Annotated in this window: 21 protein-coding genes and 1 tRNA gene; 6 read left to right on the top strand and 16 right to left on the bottom strand. The window is 51.2% G+C overall.

Annotated elements, in window-relative coordinates:
- Positions 1–17: 17 nt before the first annotated feature.
- The 5 genes from GM154_RS20810 to GM154_RS20790 all read right to left on the bottom strand — a co-directional run bounded on the left by GM154_RS20810 (position 18) and on the right by GM154_RS20790 (position 3,631).
- Positions 18–728, bottom strand: coding sequence for a flagellar hook assembly protein FlgD (locus GM154_RS20810; protein ID WP_010797877.1), 711 nt, complete (start codon positions 726–728; stop codon positions 18–20).
- A gap of 13 nt (positions 729–741) precedes the next feature.
- Positions 742–1,185, bottom strand: coding sequence for a flagellar basal body rod protein FlgC (gene flgC, locus GM154_RS20805; protein WP_010797876.1), 444 nt, complete (start codon positions 1,183–1,185; stop codon positions 742–744).
- 2 nt (positions 1,186–1,187) lie between these two features.
- On the bottom strand, positions 1,188–1,601 hold the full coding sequence (gene flgB / locus GM154_RS20800; protein WP_010797875.1) for a flagellar basal body rod protein FlgB: 414 nt from the start codon (positions 1,599–1,601) through the stop codon (positions 1,188–1,190).
- A 226-nt stretch (positions 1,602–1,827) separates the two neighbouring features.
- On the bottom strand, positions 1,828–2,655 hold the full coding sequence (gene cheR, locus GM154_RS20795) for a protein-glutamate O-methyltransferase CheR (protein WP_010797874.1): 828 nt from the start codon (positions 2,653–2,655) through the stop codon (positions 1,828–1,830).
- Positions 2,656–2,698: 43 nt separating this feature from the next.
- Positions 2,699–3,631 carry a chemotaxis protein CheV gene (locus tag GM154_RS20790; protein ID WP_010797873.1) on the bottom strand — a complete coding sequence of 311 codons (933 nt, stop codon included), beginning with the start codon at positions 3,629–3,631 and terminating at the stop codon, positions 2,699–2,701.
- A 98-nt stretch (positions 3,632–3,729) separates the two neighbouring features.
- Between GM154_RS20790 and flgA the strand changes: the two genes are divergently transcribed.
- From flgA to GM154_RS20770, 4 genes are all read left to right on the top strand, one after another.
- The gene (gene flgA, locus GM154_RS20785; RefSeq protein WP_219653227.1) at positions 3,730–4,455 is read left to right on the top strand and encodes a flagellar basal body P-ring formation chaperone FlgA; all 726 of its coding nucleotides are present in this window, start codon (positions 3,730–3,732) and stop codon (positions 4,453–4,455) included.
- A 146-nt stretch (positions 4,456–4,601) separates the two neighbouring features.
- Entirely contained in the window at positions 4,602–4,928 is a 327-nt protein-coding gene (gene flgM, locus GM154_RS20780; RefSeq protein ID WP_010797871.1) for a flagellar biosynthesis anti-sigma factor FlgM, read from the top strand.
- Between the two features lie 41 nt (positions 4,929–4,969).
- On the top strand, positions 4,970–5,437 hold the full coding sequence (locus GM154_RS20775) for a flagella synthesis protein FlgN (protein ID WP_125887869.1): 468 nt from the start codon (positions 4,970–4,972) through the stop codon (positions 5,435–5,437).
- A 74-nt stretch (positions 5,438–5,511) separates the two neighbouring features.
- Positions 5,512–6,246 carry a flagellar brake protein gene (locus GM154_RS20770; protein ID WP_219653226.1) on the top strand — a complete coding sequence of 245 codons (735 nt, stop codon included), beginning with the start codon at positions 5,512–5,514 and terminating at the stop codon, positions 6,244–6,246.
- Here GM154_RS20770 and GM154_RS20765 read toward each other — a convergent pair.
- From GM154_RS20765 to GM154_RS20725, 9 genes are all read right to left on the bottom strand, one after another.
- Entirely contained in the window at positions 6,243–7,616 is a 1,374-nt protein-coding gene (locus tag GM154_RS20765) for an MFS transporter (protein ID WP_219653225.1), read from the bottom strand. The genes GM154_RS20770 and GM154_RS20765 overlap by 4 nt on opposite strands.
- Before the next feature lie 187 nt (positions 7,617–7,803).
- Positions 7,804–8,616 carry a glycosyltransferase family 2 protein gene (locus tag GM154_RS20760; RefSeq protein ID WP_230382325.1) on the bottom strand — a complete coding sequence of 271 codons (813 nt, stop codon included), beginning with the start codon at positions 8,614–8,616 and terminating at the stop codon, positions 7,804–7,806.
- 7 nt (positions 8,617–8,623) lie between these two features.
- On the bottom strand, positions 8,624–8,983 hold the full coding sequence (locus GM154_RS20755; protein ID WP_010797866.1) for an EamA family transporter: 360 nt from the start codon (positions 8,981–8,983) through the stop codon (positions 8,624–8,626).
- Positions 8,980–9,819: a sugar phosphate isomerase/epimerase gene (locus tag GM154_RS20750; protein WP_074827299.1), complete on the bottom strand. Its 840-nt coding sequence runs from the start codon at positions 9,817–9,819 to the stop codon at positions 8,980–8,982. Before GM154_RS20750 ends, GM154_RS20755 begins: the two co-directional genes overlap by 4 nt.
- Entirely contained in the window at positions 9,819–10,616 is a 798-nt protein-coding gene (locus tag GM154_RS20745) for a pyridine nucleotide transhydrogenase (protein WP_219653224.1), read from the bottom strand. The genes GM154_RS20750 and GM154_RS20745 overlap by 1 nt, the downstream gene beginning before the upstream one ends.
- Positions 10,617–10,621: 5 nt before the next feature.
- Entirely contained in the window at positions 10,622–12,271 is a 1,650-nt protein-coding gene (locus GM154_RS20740; RefSeq protein ID WP_258019961.1) for a hypothetical protein, read from the bottom strand.
- Positions 12,252–13,358: an FAD-dependent oxidoreductase gene (locus GM154_RS20735; protein ID WP_010797862.1), complete on the bottom strand. Its 1,107-nt coding sequence runs from the start codon at positions 13,356–13,358 to the stop codon at positions 12,252–12,254. Before GM154_RS20735 ends, GM154_RS20740 begins: the two co-directional genes overlap by 20 nt.
- 14 nt (positions 13,359–13,372) lie before the next feature.
- A complete protein-coding gene (locus tag GM154_RS20730; RefSeq protein ID WP_219653223.1) occupies positions 13,373–14,398 on the bottom strand; it encodes a glycosyltransferase in 1,026 nt (341 codons plus the stop codon).
- A 523-nt stretch (positions 14,399–14,921) separates the two neighbouring features.
- Positions 14,922–14,998: transfer RNA gene (locus tag GM154_RS20725), tRNA-Arg, on the bottom strand.
- Positions 14,999–15,280: 282 nt separating this feature from the next.
- Between GM154_RS20725 and GM154_RS20720 the strand changes: the two genes are divergently transcribed.
- Positions 15,281–15,598 carry an Arc family DNA-binding protein gene (locus GM154_RS20720; RefSeq protein WP_010797860.1) on the top strand — a complete coding sequence of 106 codons (318 nt, stop codon included), beginning with the start codon at positions 15,281–15,283 and terminating at the stop codon, positions 15,596–15,598.
- Between the two features lie 48 nt (positions 15,599–15,646).
- Here the strand turns inward: GM154_RS20720 and mgtE are convergent, their stop codons facing one another.
- A complete protein-coding gene (mgtE, locus tag GM154_RS20715; protein WP_010797859.1) occupies positions 15,647–17,080 on the bottom strand; it encodes a magnesium transporter in 1,434 nt (477 codons plus the stop codon).
- A gap of 302 nt (positions 17,081–17,382) precedes the next feature.
- Here mgtE and bamE point away from each other — a divergent pair, with 302 nt between their 5' ends.
- On the top strand, positions 17,383–17,916 hold the full coding sequence (gene bamE / locus GM154_RS20710; protein ID WP_219653222.1) for an outer membrane protein assembly factor BamE: 534 nt from the start codon (positions 17,383–17,385) through the stop codon (positions 17,914–17,916).
- A gap of 18 nt (positions 17,917–17,934) precedes the next feature.
- On the opposite strand, the gene pheA is transcribed toward bamE, so the two are convergent.
- Positions 17,935–19,029 carry a prephenate dehydratase gene (gene pheA, locus GM154_RS20705; RefSeq protein WP_219653221.1) on the bottom strand — a complete coding sequence of 365 codons (1,095 nt, stop codon included), beginning with the start codon at positions 19,027–19,029 and terminating at the stop codon, positions 17,935–17,937.

The raw sequence follows: 19,029 nt of genomic DNA, 5'->3' as shown, positions 1-19,029 counted from the left end.
TCTGCCGGACTGCCGGCTTACTGACCAATCATCTGAACTTGCGACAGCGTCACGCTGCCCAGCCCAGCCAGGTTAAGTTGCATTTCACCGCCATCCTGTCCCAGCGTTACGCTATTGACGGTGGCCGGCAGATAAGTAGTCAGGGCTTGCCGCGTTTCATCGATATCGGCAGATGCCTTGAAGCTATAAATTCCCGCATCAACTTTATTACCTTTCGCATCTGTACCATCCCAGATGAAATCGGTAGTGCCTGCCTTGGCTACGCCCAGGTCGATGGTCTTGACCAGCGAACCTGCACTGTCGTACACGCCGACAGTGACATCCTTACCGGCCGCCGGCATGACCAGCGAGCCATTGAAACTTTTCGAGGTGTCCACCATGGACGACCCCGTTTGGGCGATCACGGAGCGTCCCACTAGTGACGACGCCTGCAGCGCTTGCGAAGACTGATAGGTACCTGCGATGCCGTTAACCGCAGAGTTCAGGTTCTGCAGGCTTTCAACACTACTGAACTGCGCCAACTGAGCAACGAACTCACTATTGTCCTGAGGGCTTAGCGGGTTCTGGTTGTTGAGCTGAGTGACCAGCAGCTGCAGAAAGTCATCCTTTCCCAGACTGCCTTTCTTATCGGTAGACGCAGTAGCATCCTTTGACGAAGTGCTCGTAAGACTTGTCAATGCCGATGCTGCAACGCCTGCGTTATTGGTATTCGTATTGATAGTGGACATGCGTGATCTCCGCTTACTGACCTAATGTCAAGACTTTCTGCATCATCTGCTTGGCAGTGTTCATGATGTCAGCGTTGGTCTGAAATGCACGGCTTGCCGAAATCATGTCCGCCATCTCTTCCACGACATTGACGTTCGGGTAGTACACATAACCGTCTTTATCAGCAGCCGGATGATTGGGCTCGTAACGGGCCTCAAGATTGCTTTGGTCTTCAACGATGCCCAGTACCTGCACACCCGTTCCAGCTTCGCCCTGCTCATCGAACAGAGAAGCGCTGCCACCGTTCTGCGCCTGGTTCAACATGGTTGCGAACACAGGGTGACGGGCACGGTAGGTCTCATCCACGCTGGACGAAACGGTCTCGGCGTTAGCAATGTTACTGGCGATGGTATTCAGGCGCGTGGTCTGTGCGCTCATACCTGTACCAGCAATGTTGAATACATTACTCAGGGACATGGTTACTCTCCACGAAGGGCAGACATGAGCCCTTTGAATTTGTTGTTAAGCAACGTGAAGCTGGCCTGGAACTGCACAGAGTTTTCTGCGTAATTGGCTTGCTCTACTTGCTCATCTACAGTGTTCTGATCCAGCGAAGGCTGAGTGGGTATGCGATAGCGCATCGCAGCATCCGCTGACAGATCACCGAAACCTTCAGCCTCGATATGACGAGTGTTGGTCGTATCAAGGTTGAATTTGCTATGCGACGACTTGCTGGCTTGCTCTGCCAGAACGGCCGAGAAATCCAGATCGCGCGCCTTGTATCCAGGCGTGTCGGCGTTAGCAATGTTGTTGCCCAACACTTCGGCGCGTTGAGAACGGAAATTCAACGCCTGCTGATGGATACCCAATGCTTTATCGAAACTGATACTCATGGTCATGAACCTATTGCCAGAAGGGCTATCTCCCTTTAGCAATGCACATGCCAACTATTAAAACCCTTAAATATCAATGGTTTAAAAAAATAAGGCGCGCTACGGCGCCAAAAGCGGCAAGGTTTTTCCGTATTTGAAGGGGCAAGCGGCAAGGATGACGGCAAAACTTTGACAGGAAGGATGGCAAGACAGGAAAAGAAAAGGCCCGACATGTCGGGCCTTTGGCTTATTTCGCTTTGTAAATGATGCCAGGATTACACTGGACCATCTGATAGAGTTCCGGCAGCCCGTTCAAGGCTTCCGACGCCCCCAGGAACAGGTAGCCTCCCGGTTTGAGCGTGCCGTGAATACGCGTCAGGATATCTTTCTTCACATCAGCCGAGAAATAAATCAGCACGTTGCGGCAAAAGACCATGTCGAACTTGCCCAGGCTGGCATAACTGTCCAACAGATTGAGCGCTCTGAATTCAACGCGGCTTTTAATAGCGGGCTTTACTGACCACCGATTCGGCGGAACCACGTCAAAATTACGTTGCAGTCTTTCCTGGGAAAGGCCACGCCCGATTGCCAATGAGTCATACTCACCTGATTTAGCCGCTGTCAAAATTACACCGGATAAGTCTGTTGCTACGATCTGGACACCACTGCGTAGCTGGCCTGGGCTGCTACGCTCAAACTCGTCTATGGTCATCGATAGCGAGTAAGGCTCCTGGCCCGACGAGCAGGCTGCCGACCAGATACGCAGTCGCTGTCCAGGGTTGGCTTTGGTCAACTCTGGCAACAGGCGATTCTTCAGAACCTCAAACGGATAAGTATCACGAAACCATAAGGTTTCATTGGTCGTCATCGCATCGACGACCTTCTCCTTAAGTCCACTGCGTGGCTGGGTCTGGATACGCTGTACCAGCTCTCCCAACGACTTGATTCCTTCCGCCTCCATCAGTTTGTTGAGGCGACTGGAAACCAGATACTGTTTATTATCACCAAGCAGGATTCCACACGTCTTTTCAAGAAAGACACGGAACTGCATAAAATCTGCATTAACTGCTGACACTTCCGTTCTGCTCCTGAATCAGAAAAGAAGAGCGTTGATCATCTCAGCCTTCATCGGCTGCCTTGATACGCTCAATAACCCGGGATGCAAGATCATCGGGGCGGAATTTAGCGAGGAAATCATTAGCTCCAACCTTCTTAACCATAGCTTGGTTGAATACACCAGACAGTGAGGTATGAAGAAGGATATGGAGGTTGCTCATCCGGGGGTCGTTACGGATTTCTGCCGTCAAAGTATAGCCGTCCATTTCAGGCATCTCGATATCAGAGATCAGCATGAGCAACTCCCGCTCCGGCTTTTCACCATTATCGACCATGTCCTTCAGGAAATTCAGCGCCTGACGTCCGTCATTGAGCGCAGTTACTTCCACTCCAACGGTTCCCAGACAGCGGCTCACCTGCTTACGTGCCACAGACGAGTCATCGACGATCAGCACATGCTTGGTAACGGCTTTTGCCTGAACAACCGTGTCAATAACACCTTCCGAAATGGTTTCGACCGAAGGCGCTACTTCTGAAAGGATTTTTTCCACGTCGATAATTTCAACCAGCTGATTATCGACACGCGTAACAGCCGTCAGGTAATGATCACGACCGGTTCCCTTGGGTGGCGGTTGGATCATATCCCAGTTCATATTGATGATTCGCTCGACGGAGCGCACCAGGAAGCCCTGAACCTTGGTGTTGTATTCTGTAATGATGACGAAGCTGTTCGTCAGATCATCCAGACCACGGCGACCCGTTGCCAGCGCCAGGTCCATGATCGGAAAGGTGCCACCACGAATACTTGCAACGCCACGTACGACAGCACTGGATTTCGGCATCACGGTAAGTTTGGGGCACTGCAGCACTTCCCTTACCTTGAAGACGTTGATTCCATAAAGCTGCGGGCCGTCCAAACGGAACAACAGCAGTTCCAGCCGATTCTGCCCGACCAACTGAGTACGCTGGTTGACTGCATCTAATACGCCAGCCATTTGTGAACTCCTGAAAAGGCCGGCCTATCGGATGACAGAAGACGGCACAGGGATTGCTTAGGTAGGTTCATGAACCGCCGAAGACAGTTTCTCGACGCATGAACAGACGCCACATCTCATTACTGATAACGCTTGTAGGGTTCTGCTCTGCAAACCAGACCTATGCAGCTGCCGAGCTAACCCTGCCTGAAGAACTTATCGGCTCGGCTCAAGGATTTCTTGAGGAGCGCGTTCAGGAATATTTGATCGAGAGTCATGCCGAGGGTCGACACGAGGTTCAGGTGAAAGACTTGGACCCACGTTTACGTCTGGCGGCTTGCGATCGACCGTTAACCGTTGCACAGCAGGGCCTTGAAGCACCGCTAGGCCGTGTTTCGGTACGTGTTCGATGCGAAGGAAGCACCCCTTGGACCGTCTACATTCCTGCGGAGGTTCGCCTGTATCGAAATGTCGTAGTCACTACCCGACCGTTGCTGCGCGATACGATTATAGATCCGCAAAATGTAGCTCTACTGGAGCGAGACGTCGGAAAATTACCTCAAGGTTATCTCACCGATATCGATCTAATAATGGGCCAGAAACTCAAGCGGCAGGTAGTGGCAGATCAGATACTGGCTCCCTCCTTTCTCCAGGCAGCCGAAGTGGTGCGCAAGGGCGATCAGGTTGTCATTAGTGCGGGATCGGGAGGCTTTACTGTAAGAATGCAGGGAGAGGCGTTGATTGATGGAGCCCAGGGAGAACAGATTCGCGTCAAGAATCTGAATTCCAAGCGCGTCATTAAAGCGCGTGTGACTGGCCCGGGAATGGTTGAGGTCGCCATGTAAACCAAACAGCCACCATGGCCTCTAACAGATGGTTTATACTGGCCCATTAGCTTTTTGCCAAACGGAGCACAAAATTTAGCCTAAAGTTTTTTTGGGCTAAGCCGAAAAGCTGGGCATGCGACCGAAACTGTCCGAGGTTATCCATCATGGTTATTGATTTCAACAGAACGAACAGCACTTCCAGCACCGCCAGCACTAGCCGGACTACTGGACCTGCAGCGACCAATGCAACTAACAAAACCAGTGAAGTTGCCAAGGCTGCTGCCGTATCCCCAACCCAGCCAGCAGGCGAAAATGTAAAGCTGAGCGATGAAGCCCAAACGCTTCAGAAGGCTGTCGAAAAGATTCGCCAAGAGCCGGTGGTTGATAGCGAGCGTGTTAATCGCCTGAAGCAGGCCATTGCTGATGGCAGCTATAAAGTCGATAGCCAGCGCGTAGCTTCCAAACTGCTTGATTTTGAATCCCAGCGCTAAGCGACGCAGCGTTGGAAATATGACGCACGAGTGTAGATCGTATGCACAACGCCAGCTTGCTTGAGCTAACCCTTAGCGATTTGAACATCGCTACAAGGTTGCTGGAACTGATCGAGTTAGAACACGAAGCCCTGGTAAATCGCAAGTTCGATTTGCTTGGCCTGCTGCTGGATGAAAAGCAGCCACTCCTGGTTCAGCTGGATCAGCATAATCACTTGCGCTCTGCACAATTGCAGCGCCTGGGGTTACCCTTGAGCCGTGAAGGCCTGTTAGCCTATGCCGAACGTTTCGAGCAGGACGATCAGTTGATCGAGGCGGCAGACCAGCTCACGACCGTTATTGAGCAGTGCAAGGAAGCCAACAACCGGAATGGCCAGATCATCAAGGCCAACCAGTATACTGTGGCCAGCATGCTCGAAATTTTGCAGGGCCCTCCTGTGCCCAGTCTGTACAACAGACGCGGCCATCTGCCCCGCTCGAATTACCAACGCCCGTTAAGTCAGGTATGAATTGTTGAAACAATGGCTGGGATTAAACGATCCCGGCCATTCTTTATTTATTTGTCAAGAAATGGAGACAGGGCGTGTCCAACGCATTTAATGATGTGCAGGGTCCTCAGCCACCCAAGCTACTCAAGACACCTATTGAGATAGCTGCATACCTAAAACCGTTGGTGGAAACCCGTAGTCCACTCCGCGTAACCTTTCTGGAACGTAACAGACAGTTCCAGAGCTTTCTGATCGACATCAATACCGAACAAGGCTTGATCGCACTGGATGAACTCATCCCTACCGAAGGGGAACGGCTACTGCTTCAGGGAGAGCGTTTTCGCATCGACAGCTCCCATGAAGGCGTGCAAATCACCTGGGAATACGACGTTCCAGGTAGTTTGAGCGAGCTGGACGACAGCCGCTGCTACTGGTTTCCACTCCCGAAGGAAGTAAGCTATCACCAGCGCCGAAATGCTTTTAGGGTCCGCCTTCAGCTTAATCGCCAGCCAACAGCCGAGCTCTCAGACCTTCCCAGTAAAAAATTCCTGAAAGGTTCGCTCCTGGACATCTCGGCGACCGGCTGCAAGATCCGTATCGCCAAGAATGCAACGTCCATGGTGTCTCCTGGTGAGCTACTGGAAAAATTCTCCGTAGCCCTCCCTGGCAGCGCCCTTAGCTCAACAGTAGAAGTTCGCCACGTTTCTTATAACGAAAGGCTAGATTGTACCGAGGTAGGCCTGCGCTTCTATCGCATGTCGGGCCTAACTCAACGTCAGGTCGAACGCTTCGTCTATCAACTTCAACGCGAAACACGGCGGATAGATTAACGCTTGGGCTCATCCTCAGGTATAGGATTGCTCTCTTCAGCCATAGCCTCCACTGCAGATGAGGAAGTCTCTTCATCTGCAGCCTCCGCTGGAGTTGCCACCGCCTCTGCATTCTGCATCTGATCATGGACTACCTGCTCATCTACTCGCGGGTCCAGTGCCGCAACCAAAGGTGAGCTGGCCAGGCTATCCGGCATAGGCACGTGTTGCAGCGGGGCCTCGTCGACACGGTGCAAGCCTTTTACATCCTGCGGCCTGATACGCCACACCAGAATCAACCCGCACACACCAATGGACGCGTACAACATGTTGGCGCCGAACCAATTCATCAAGGCACCCACTAATAGCGGACCGATACAGGCTCCCACGCCAAAGGTGGCCAGGAGCATGGCGGTAAGGGATACCCGTCGCTCCCCTTCCACATGGTCGTTGGAAAGCGCAACGGCTAGAGGATAAAGCACAAAAAGCAACATGCTGACTGCAAAGCCAAGAGCAAGCAGCAGTAATAAGGGGACCTTGGGCAATAACGCCAGCGGTAGTGCAGCCACCACCAGAACAAGCGCAACCTTATTAATCAGCCAACTACGATCATGGCGGTCGGAAAGCCAACCAATAGGCCATTGGGCCAGCAGCCCTGCGAAAATACAAACCCCCATGAATAAGCCGACTCGCTCGGTTAGCAGCCCTTGGGCCGCGGCGTAAACAGGCGCAAGACCATAAAACGAACCGATAGCGAGGCCACTCACTACAGTTGTTGTTAACGATTGGGGGATTCGTTTGAAGAAAAATCCAGGATCAAGAGGAGCCGGACTCATCGGGGCCGGGTGGATCTTCGCAGTGATCGCAACAGGCACCAGACAGAGCGCAAAACAGAGCGCAACCAGCATAAGCTTTTCGCTACCGAGCTCAGGCCAGGCAATCAGTACACCTTGCCCTAGAACCAGACCAAAGTAGGAAGCCGTCATATACCCCGAGAATACCTTGCCTCTCTGGTTGGGCTCAGCTTGCTCATTCAACCAGCTTTCCAACACCATGTACTGGCACATCATGCCCATCCCTACCAGCATACGCAGCAGCAGCCACACGGGCAGAAAGGGCAATATTCCGGTTCCCAGAACTGCAGCAGTTACGATTCCCGCACAAGCAACGTAAGCCCTTATATGCCCTACACGCGCAATAAGCCGATGCCCTACCTTGCCTCCCAACACCAGACCCAGGTATTGAGCACCTGTCAATGCACCGATCCAGGCCCCTGGAACTTCCTCGGACGCAAGCCTTAGTGCCATATAGGTGCTAAGCAGGCCTGAGCCGATCAGCATGAGCAAAGTAGCAGCATAAAGCGCTCGGAAGGCAGATAACGTACGTCCCATTACAGCTCCTTACGAAGGCAGCACAATGCGCTTCGAAGACAGATTCTTATGCGTTTGACACGAAGGCCTGTTGCCTTGACGTTGATGTACCCCTTCGATGGGCAGCAAGCCCAAGAGTTCGGTCGAGTCAGGAGGGATTTTTAGCCGAAACAAACACGGCGGCCTAAGCCGCCGTGTTTATAGTCCCTCAAGGGTTGTACTGTCCCGTACACGCCTTGAAGAGAACTTGAAGAACAGAGAGATTTCCTCTCACGCTACTGATCTTGGTGGGCACTTCACCTTTAGGGTAGCGGCGGATGGTAGGCAGCTCTACACAACGATAACCCAGCTTGGGCACTCGATAGGACAGGTAAGCCAACAGCTCATAGGTCATGAACACATCACGGAATGGAGCGACACGCGGATCCAACAGCATTTTGCGACTATAGGCCCGGAACCCCTGGGTCGTATCGGTCCAGTGAAAGCCTGATGCCATGCTCAGCATAGGCGCATGAATGAAGCGAATAGCGAAATCACGGGACTTTGGCGTGTTTTCAGCAACACCGCCTTGCAGGAAGCGCGACGCCTGCACGAAGTCTGCCCCCTCCTCCAACGCCTTGATGAACCGCGGGATAGCCTCAGGATCATCCTTGTCGTTCCCGTCAATCGTCACGATGCCTTCGTAGCCCTGCTCTAATGCAAAGGCGTAGGCACAACGCAACTGAGCACTTAGCTTACCAGGTCCCTTTTTGAGCAACAGGCCTCTAACACCCTTGGACTTGAGGCGCTCCAGCTCCAATGAGCCGTCTGTGCTGCCGCCATCGATAATGATTACATCCGACGCTTGATCAACGTTCAGATCCTTCATCCGAGTCAGCAAACTGACAATACGGCTTCCTTCATTGATAACGGGAATGATGATGCATGTGGCGTGCTGCTTGCCCAACCACATCGTTTTTTCATACGCAGGCACTTGCCAGGAAGTGCGTATGTGTTCGGAAATATCTGCTGTCATAGTCATGTCTACATTATGAGCTTACACGGGCCGTAATCAGCGCAACACCGGCGATTACCATGATGATCCCGGTAATGGTCGTCCATGGGAAAGGTTCTTTGAATATCGCTGCCGACATGATCGCCACGGTTGCTATGGCACCAGCGGTCAAAACGGGATGCGCCACATTCAGCGGCAAACGTGCAAGCGCAGCGGCATACAGCAGAAACGCCAATCCATAAAGAAAAAGCCCAAGCCAGAATGGCCAGTTGCTTAACGCTCCCATAGGATCGGAAAGACTTGGAAACTTTCTTGGTGGCATCATGGCCATCTTTACAAGGACACTGGCAGATGCATTGGACAGGATGCCCAGTATGAGGATCATCCACTTCATGCCATTACCCCTGCTTGCACACCATCTCGATAGAGCCGTGTAGCAACGCCCAGTGCTCTTTCGATAGATGCCATGTTCGATTCTTCCTTGGCAGGGAGCATCTCGATAGTCACGACATGATCGGGAAGGTGTTGTGCCAATGCTTGGGCAACCTGCGCATGCTTCGAACCGCCATCACCCAACGTAATCAGATTGGGTTCACTGGCATGTACATGCCCAATGAAAGGTGCAAAGCGGGCAATGATCTCTTCAGGATTTTCGTCATTGATCGCCAAGGCGCCGGTATCGAGTTGCATCCGGATAGAGTCATGATCAACTGCCTCAACTACACGAGCAGTCTCTACACTATTGACCATGAAGTTAGCCCCATAACAGGTGGGATTTGGCTCCAGGCATATCAGCACACCATGACGAGCAGCAATATCACCCAAGCGGCGGAAGAAAGGGATAGCTACGCTATCTACCTGTTCCTCCGCAATTGCAGAGCGATCACGGTTCTTGGGAGAGCCAAATACCAAACGCGTAGAGCCCAGGCCTGCCGCAATACGGCAGACGGCATCCAAGTGATCCAGCATTGCCTGCTGTGACTCAGCGGAGCCAAAAACATTTAATCCAGTAGTTCCGAATAACAGGGACTGCATGCCTGTTAGCGAAACACCACGGGACTGCCACCACTGCTTGACTGCCCGGATCTCTGCATCAGTCGCATCCTTGGGCTGCGGAAAGTATTTACCGGGCGCTATATCGACTGCATCTACATCGTAACGGGAAAGCAGCTGCGCTACTTCTTCGTCATTGGAAACATCCCAAGCGATGTTGGAAATGGCGACTCGCATCAATGAGCCTCCGAAGCAGTCTTCGCTTTCAACGGCTCGGACTGTGCATATGCCCTTACTGCCTGAAGCGTCTCACGCTTGCTGTACTGATAGCCGGCACCACCGCCAAACTCCTCAGCATGGAGGGATTGGAAATCATACGAAGCTGGAGTGTTGCTTAATTCATTAGTGAACTCGAAGCCAAAGCCATAGCGAGCGATATCAGCGACGCTGACAGGCTCCGAAGTAAAATGCACCAGTTTGAGATTAGCCTTCAGGGCAGTCTGGATGTCGTACCAGAGATTGACCATGGGATAGAACTGGAATACCCCACGGCTATCGATGACCGAGAGATTATTATCGTTCAGGAAGTCAAAAATAACGTTCTTGCGAAGTCCTGGTCCGACTAGACCTGGCAAACGAACAATCAGGTAATTGGGGAAATGACTTTCTACGAATTTCTCAAGGCGTCTGCGATTCAAGCCATACGCATGCAGGCCCTCTTCAACAACAGGCGTTTCTTCATTGACTCCAACGGGCGAGCCGAATACATCAACAGTACTGATAAGAACAAATGTCTCGCATTTAACCTGCTTCAAGTGTTCGATCAAACCGTCGATTTTCTCTCGGTCAGCCTCGGGGTCCTTATTCGCAATCCATTTCTGAGCGGGGGCACCGGCGCATACAAGCGTGTGATAAGCCTTTTCGCCTACCTCAGAGATGTTGGTCGAGCGAAACTGGCCCTCAAAGTTTTTTTGCTTGAGTAATGTCGAACCGACAAAGCCGCTATATCCTATAAGCGCGTCTGGCAAACTCATTCCTATCACCCCTGAGTATTTTTAAAACGAAGACAATATTCCGACTCGCACTTTTCGTACGGATACCTTTCATCCAGATACTTTTTGAGTTCAGGAAATTTGTCGTGCATTGATATGTCGTTGATATTGAACGACCAGAACGTTGTGGAGTAGACCACGACAGAGGGGTCTGACTTTTTCAGATCCGAAATCATGTCTTGCTCATACACGCGCGTGGCATACACCGGATAAATGTATTTCGTACACGCGGGCAAACCTGTCACGCCATTGATAATTCCGTTATTGGAAAGATCAAACACACACTGCGATCCTGACCCCTTGATCTGGCTGGCCGCCCAACGCGCACCGTCAGAGACCAGCAGAGAGTTCTCAGGGGGCGACGCCATATTGGGTAGCCACTTGTAGCCGTTTACAAGAACATTGGGGACTGGCGATTTGTAAAGTGTAAAGGCAGCCAGCAACCCCGAGAGACCTACCAAGGCTACATACCCCAAGGGCTTGCGGTTGCTGTTAATGAGTACCAAACCCAGCAGAACTGCAAAAAAGGGCATCGGGTTCTTACCAATCAGCCCTAGAAGCAGCATAGACCCAACCACCGCCGCGGCTACGGGCTTTTTCAGCAGCACAAATTCCTGCTTTCGGCCCGTCTTACGCAGCTGGTCATAAGCGAAGAGGAAACTGAGCAAAGGCGCCCACATACCCATCGGAACATGGATGAAATCTGCACGGTTGGTCGCGATCTTGTACAAAACCAACATCAGGACAGCCAGCATTCCAGCAATGGCAAACGCAGAGCCGAAATGGAACGGCTTAGGCAGCGCTTTGAACAGTGCATAATAAGCCAGCACTGTCGGTACGGTCAGTAGCGCGCTCTGAATGATGAAGCGTGGACTGTGATACGTCCATTGCGAGGATGTACTGAGTAGAAAGTCGAAGTTCCGTAGATAATCGCTAAGGGAAAACACCTCAGTCATCAGGGACAGTACAAGAAACGTCCCAACAAAGATGGCCATGGCATAGATGAAACGGCGATCGTAAAAGCTGGCCAGAAGCACGCCCAACCCTATCGCCCCAAAGCCGGTAATGCCCCGATCATAAGACCAAAACATGTTGAATGCTGCAGCAATACCCAAGAGAGTCGCTTTAACAAAAAAATCGGAGGAGCGATTGGCTCGCAAACACAGCAGGAATAAATAGATCGAAAGCAGCAAGCACAGGTCACGGTAACCAACCAGTTGGCTGGCTACCACCGCCACTGCAACGAGTGTCAGCAACTCATATCTAGCGCCACGCTCAATAAATAAAGACGCTATCAAGTAAAACAGCCAAGCCGCACCTAGGTTGCACAGTGCGTAGGCAACCTGGGTATAGAGAAAGTTATTATCCGGCCCGCTGAAGTGAGTGGCGATCCAGGCAGGTAAATAATCGAGTGCACCATGAATAGTAAAAGCATGCTCACCTGCTTGGCCATGCAACATGTTAGGCAAAGTGGCAAAAAACTCTCCTTGATGGAAAGGATCGACAATATTGCCTGGACCTAGCGTGAAATGACTGACGAAAGCAAACGCGAGTAGAGCAATAATTCCCAGCCAGCGGGCCGTCCGAGCCGGGGTAACATCCGCAAAACTTGTTGCATCAGTGGATGGGTTCGGCATCTAGCTTCTCCAGAACATCAAAAATGTTATCGATTTTTCCGCCTAGAACCGAGTAACAATTGGGCAGTTGAGCGTGTTGCTCAAAAAGGATGGGACGACCGTCATCCCCTTCGTTCTTAACGAGGATGGTCTTGACTTCAAAAAGCGAGTCTCTGTACTGAACATTGGCGACAGGGGCCATGTATCGCGCCACATCTCGAATCATGCGATCAACGCGTGTGTCGCGGTGATAGTGCTCAAGGCGATGATAGGGGTCGAGATCCGGTGAGTCGTTCCACTGCATATGCGGCGTGTATCGCACATGGGATAGCGTATGCAGCCCTCTCGCAGGGAAAGGCATCATGGAGAAGAAAGGCCCATCCATCACCGTAACGCCTAGACCTTTAAGCGCATCCGGCATCTCAACCAAGGCCATTTCTGTCAGCTCATGCTTCAACTTGGTCTGAGTACCCGGAAAGTCGCCGGAAAACTGATTCAGACCACTATAGGTGCAGTTAAAAATGAACCGAGTGGAGCGCTCTACCGATTTTCCATCCTGCTCATAAGTGACCGAAAGCGTGTCACTGCCCTGCCGATGAATAGATTTCACCCTGGTATTAAGTAATACCTCGACTCCAACTTCATCGAGTTCGCGCCTCGCCTCTCCTGCCAATTCTCTAGAATTGAACGCGTACTCTTCCGTTAGATAAACAGCCTCAATAAGCCGTGGCTCAAAGAGCTTTTCCATTGACGCAGGTACAGGTTCAAGCTTTGCACCAATTTCATGACAAAACCGCTCGAACTGCTTGGCAGTAACTTTCGAGTTATTACGGGCTATGGCGTAGAGCTTTGTAAAGTTTGTGACTACAGCGTCAGGATAATCTTTTATAAAGCGGGGTAAGTTGACGCGACTTCTGAAGGCAGTCGTGAAACTACGCGGATAATGATAGCCGTTATGCACACGGGCCTGATTGTTATAAGACGCACGATTGAGCAGAGTCGCCTCTCGCTCAATCAACGTCACAGCTTTGAAACCTCGTACTTTCATCAAATACAAGGCAATCATGGATCCGTAGAAACCGCCACCAATGACAATAGCATCCTGCATGATGTATGTATGCCTTAAGCCATATTAGAGGCAGCAGCAGTCACGGTAGACGGCTGTGGGTCACTGACGACCTCAATGTTGAGTTTCTCGCGTCGCGTCATGATGGCGCTCGTAAACTCCTGAGCAACATGGTATGCCGGCCCTTCATTGGTACGGGTAGCCACTTGCAGGATGTATTCGCCCAACACCAGCAGCACGAGGGACAGAAGAAAGAACATGCCTGACTGTTGCAGGGATAGCGTTACCCAACCTGGCGCAACATCCGACTTGAGAAGCCCAACCGCGATGACATATGCCGAGTAGATAAGGTTGGCTGCAGCACCAAACATGCAAAGAACGTTGACCAGTCGCATAGGGGCACGCGTTGTAGAGATCAGAAGACGGATTCCCCGCTCGATACTGTCTCCCAGACGCTTGTTCTGAGGCGCTTTGGGCGTAGAGCTATAGGTCAACTTTGTCTGAGCAAAGCCCGCTGTTGCCGGCAAATGACGATAGGTCAAAGCAGGAACAGGGTGTTGCAGAATAAAATTAACTACGCGCTTGCTCAACAGGCGATACTGAGGGGCATCGTTTGCAAGGTCGATGCCGCCTAGACGCTTGTACAAAGAGTTAAAGCTGGAGAAGCAGGCCTTGTAGGCTAAGGTACGCTTAGGCTTTTGAGAATTGGCCGCAAATACGACATCACTTCCTTCCGCTGCCTTTTCCAGCATTGCAGGCAAGAACCCGACATCGTCCGTCAGTGGATCAATGACCGCTACATAATCGCCAAGTGCATTTTCCAAACCCACCCAGCAAGCCGTGTCCGTATCGACCTCTTTGGTCAGAGCATACACCTGAAGATTCGGCAAACCCTTCTCGCTGGTTAACCCTTTTAACATGGCTACACTGTCATCGGTAGAGGCGTTGTCAACAATGATCAACTCATAGTCACTCACTAGTGAGGCGATAATACTCGCCGCATTAGTCAATGACTCTGCAAGCTCCCTAGACTGATTACGGACAACAAAAACGATTGATAACAGAACGGGATAATAAGACATTCACGCTTCCTCTCAGAGAGCCCAAGTGGGTTGATCCATATTCAGCAAAGCTGTCTAGATAAACTTTAATATTGCGGCTTCATTAAGAATGGGCGCGACATAACGAACAAACCATCACAGCCAACTCAATTGGCCGTGCCTGTAAAACAAGTTCATTGCTGGGCTCTGCTTGTTCGAATCGTTATCGAGGCCAACACGCTCAGCCCAATGAGCACCGGAATAACATAACTATAATTAAGGAATCTTGTTACCCCTTAATACTAGCGCCAGCGATAGATTCTCATGCCCACCAAAGGTTCCCCTTCAGTCTGCCAACCCCATCACATATTTATATATCGGTTATAGGACGGCTAACTATTAATATCACTTTACGGTAGAAGTCATATTAGAAGTCATATTAATAGTTGCCATAAAAATGAAAGGACAACTGTTAACGCACAATAATATAAAAGACCATAAAGTCCAGTTTATGAGTTAGTCAAGGATGTGAAGAGTAGAAGAGCGTGAGGTATTGCAAGTTTTATGGTGTCCCAGGCGAGGTTCGAACTCACAACCTTCCCCTTAGGAGGGGGATGCTCTATCCAATTGAGCTACTGGGACCAAATGACGTCGTGCGAGAGCAGAATGTTAACGACAAGAGCGCGCTTTGTCATGCGTTATGTAAAACCTAGCGTTAAAGACCGCTATTCCCAGAAATCATTGCTAAGCTTCTCATTAGCATTGATTTAGAGAGAAGCCACTTTGCTTTTTTTGAAAATTGTCACTAAATTGACGCCAATAAGCTCACGCAAGTAATGGCGTTGAGAGCAAATAACAAATGCTGTCCCAAGCTTCATGAAAGCCTTGTTGGCATCGTCCTTGACCACTTAGATGAATGTACTCATGACTCAGGCAATTAGATCGTACTCCAGTCGCACAGCTGACAAATTCGTCGTCCGTCTTCCCGAAGGAATGCGCGAACGTATCGCCGAAGTTGCACGCAACCATCATCGCAGCATGAATTCTGAAATCATTGCTCGACTGGAGCAGAGTCTCATTCAAGAAGGCGCTATCGATACAGACCCGAGCATGCGTATGGATAGTCCAGAGCTAAGCGCTCATGAACGGGAACTGCTACAGCGCTTCAGACAACTTTCTGGACGCCAGCAAAACGCCCTCCTCTCTCTGATTGCCAATGACGTCGAGTCATCACAGGAATAAAGTATTTGTTAAAGGATCAGGGATACACCCTGATCCTTTCGCTTGAAGTTACAGAAGGAACATAGTGGCAAGACCAAGGAAGATGAAAAAGCCGCCGCTGTCTGTCATTGCTGTAATCAGCACGCTGGACCCCATTGCGGGATCTCGCCCAAACCGTTGTAACGTCATGGGAATCAATACTCCCATGAACGCGGCCAGCAAGAGATTCAACGTCATGGCAGCCGTCATGACGACCCCTAACGACCAACTGTTATAAAGGTAATAGGCAATCAGGCCAATTACCCCACCCCAAATCAATCCATTGAAGAGCGCAACACCTAGCTCTTTCCTCAACAATCTCATGGTGCTGCTGGCATTGAGCTGACCCAGCGCGATAGCACGCACAATCATAGTGATCGTCTGATTACCCGAATTACCGCCAATACCTGCAACGATAGGCATCAAGGCGGCCAGCGCTACTAACTTTTCAATGCTGCCTTCAAAGAGCCCGATTACACGAGATGCAACAAACGCCGTTACCAGATTCGTAGCAAGCCAGGTCCAACGATTGCCGACCGACTTCCAAACAGAAGCAAAAACATCTTCGTCTTCACGAAGACCCGCCATGTTGAGGACCTCAGATTCACTTTCCTCGCGAATCAAGTCCACCATTTCATCGATAGTGAGACGACCTATCAATTTGCCATTCTTGTCAACGACAGGCGCAGAAATTAGATCGTAACGTTCAAACGCTTGAGCGGCCTCGTAGGCATCATTATCAGGATGAAACGCTACCGGGTCGTTAGCCATTACCTCAGCGACTTGCTTTTCCGGGTCATTGACCAAAAGCCGCTTCACAGGAAGCACGCCCTTCAATATGCCGTCATAATCGACAACAAACAGCTTATCCGTATGGCCTGGCAGCTCCTTCAAGCGACGCAAATACCGCAGAACAACCTCAAGCGTGACATCGTCGCGGATAGTCACCATCTCGAAGTCCATCAGTGCGCCAACCTGATCCTCTTCATATGAAAGCGCTGAGCGCACCCGCTCACGCTGCTGGGCGTCCAGAGCCTCCATAAGCTCATGTACAACATCTCGAGGGAGGTCAGGCGCCAGGTCGGCCAGCTCATCAGCATCCAGCTGTCCTGCCACTGCAAGGATTTCCTGATCATCCATGTCGGCAATCAGTGTTTCACGAACAGAGTCGGAGACCTCAAGAAGGATGTCGCCGTCACGCTCGGTCTTAACCAGGCTCCAGACGGTCAGACGCTCATGAAGTGGAAGCGCCTCAAGGATAAAGGCAATATCGGCCGGATGCAGTTCATCCAGGCGGCGACGGAGTTCGGACAGCCCCTCTTCATGCAACGCCTCATCAGGCTGCACAACCTGCTCGTCGTGAGCGGGACCTTCAACGAAACGATACTGATGGAGCAGCTCAACGACTTGAGCCAGTCGCTCCTGCAGACTTTCCTGTGGCTTTCTTGCTTCCACTTCACTCATAAGCGCACTCCATCCCCGGCAACGGAGCGCGCTGCGGGAATTAAATCTTTAATAAACGAAACAGCGATCGAAGTTTGTTAGATCGGGGTATGTCCATGGAAAGGGTCCACGAGCCCCGGCGGGGCTGACAAGCGGAATCATAGCACTGCATGCGCTGAGTCGGCGATGTAAAACAGTTAAAAACAATCATTTGGCAGCTAATGCTCATGCCTGACCGAGCCTAGCCGTTGATCTGCGGAGCCAATCACAGCGGCACGGCGCATCTCGCACTACGCTATGAACAGATGTCATGGAGGACAGCTATGTACCGTAATCCCGTTACACTTCTATGTTTGGTAATGTTGTTTTTTTCAAATACGGCTACTGCCACAACGGTCTTTCGATGTGCAAGCGAAGACGGCCATATCAGCTTTTCCGCAAATGGTTGCCTTAAAGGCGAGACGATCAGCCACCAAACCGCTGATAATCCCAAGCCTGGCGGCAACGGACCCAAAACACCGATATCGACACAACCGTTATCCTCGCCTTCCCCCTCAAAGGATCAATTGCCTACCTACCATGAGCTGGCAGTTGTGGGAGCTAAGGAAGGAGCCTGCCCAAACGTGCTTTCAGGCTCGGAAAGAAGAACGGCGGTCATCCACAAAAAGGTTATAGCGGGCATGACGAAAGAGGATGTCGAAAGCGCCCTGGGAAAGCCAGACAGGATCGTCGAGAACAATAATCGCACCCGCTACTACTATGTAACGCAGCGCAAGAAGCATTCACGCGTCATTAGTTTTGATGATGCGGGATGCGTTGCAGATACAGAAAGCAAATATAAAAAAGCCACACCCTAACGGTGTGGCTTTCGAGCGTTACAACACTGCTTTAGGATACGACCCTAAAACTTTCAAGGCGACCGTATCGCCATTGATTTTTTCTAGCACATCCTTGATGAGAGGATCATGCTGATGACCGACGAAGTCTATAAAGAAAACATAGGTCCACTTACCACTGCGGGATGGACGTGTTTCGATGCGCGTCAGGTCAATGTTGTTGGCATGAAACGGCATTAACAAATCATGCAAGGCGCCCGGCTTATTGCGAGTCGACACGATCACAGACGTCTTGTCATCGCCGCTAGGTGGGACCTCCTGATTTCCAATAATCAAAAACCGCGTGGAGTTATCTGGACGATCCTCGATTTTCTCATGCAGCTTTGACAAACCATACAGGGAAGCCGCCATATCCCCTGCTATCGCCGCACTATTCCATTCACTTTTAACCCGCTTCGCAGCCTCGGCATTGCTCGAAACTGCGATTCGTTCGATGTTAGGGAAATACGCGTCTAGCCATTTACGGCACTGAGCCAGGGACTGCGCGTGTGAGTAAACACGCGAAATGCTATCTGTCTTGGTCGTTTCACCCACAAGCAGATGATGGTGGATACGCAATTCCACCTCGCCGCAGATAACCAGATCATGCTCCAGGAAACTATCAAGCGTATGGTTGACGGCACCTTCAGTTGAGTTCTCAACAGGAACCACACCAAAATTTACGGCCCCAGCCGCCACCTCACGAAAGACTTCGTCGATAGCGGCCATTGGCCGTGTCTTTACCGCCATACCAAAATGCTTAAGCGTAGCCGCCTGCGAAAACGTACCTTCCGGCCCCAAATAGGCAACCTTCAATGGCTCTTCAAGCGCAAGGCACGACGACATGATCTCTCGAAACAAACGAGCCACGTCCTCATTACCCAACGGGCCCTGGTTACGCTCCATTACCCGCTTGAGCACCTGCGCTTCGCGCTCCGGTCGATAGAAAACCGGACTTTCCCCCTCACCTAGCGACTGCATTTTCACGCGAGCCACATCCTGAGCGCAGCGGGCGCGCTCACTGATGAGTTCCTGAATCCGTTCATCCAAGCTATCGATACGGAGGCGCAGGGCCTTGAGCTCTTGTTCCGCCAT

The sequence above is a fragment of the Pseudomonas sp. MAG002Y genome (genome assembly GCF_019400845.1).
In the GTDB taxonomy this organism is placed as follows: domain Bacteria; phylum Pseudomonadota; class Gammaproteobacteria; order Pseudomonadales; family Pseudomonadaceae; genus Chryseomonas; species Chryseomonas luteola.
This window is presented reverse-complemented; position numbering and strand designations above follow the sequence as displayed.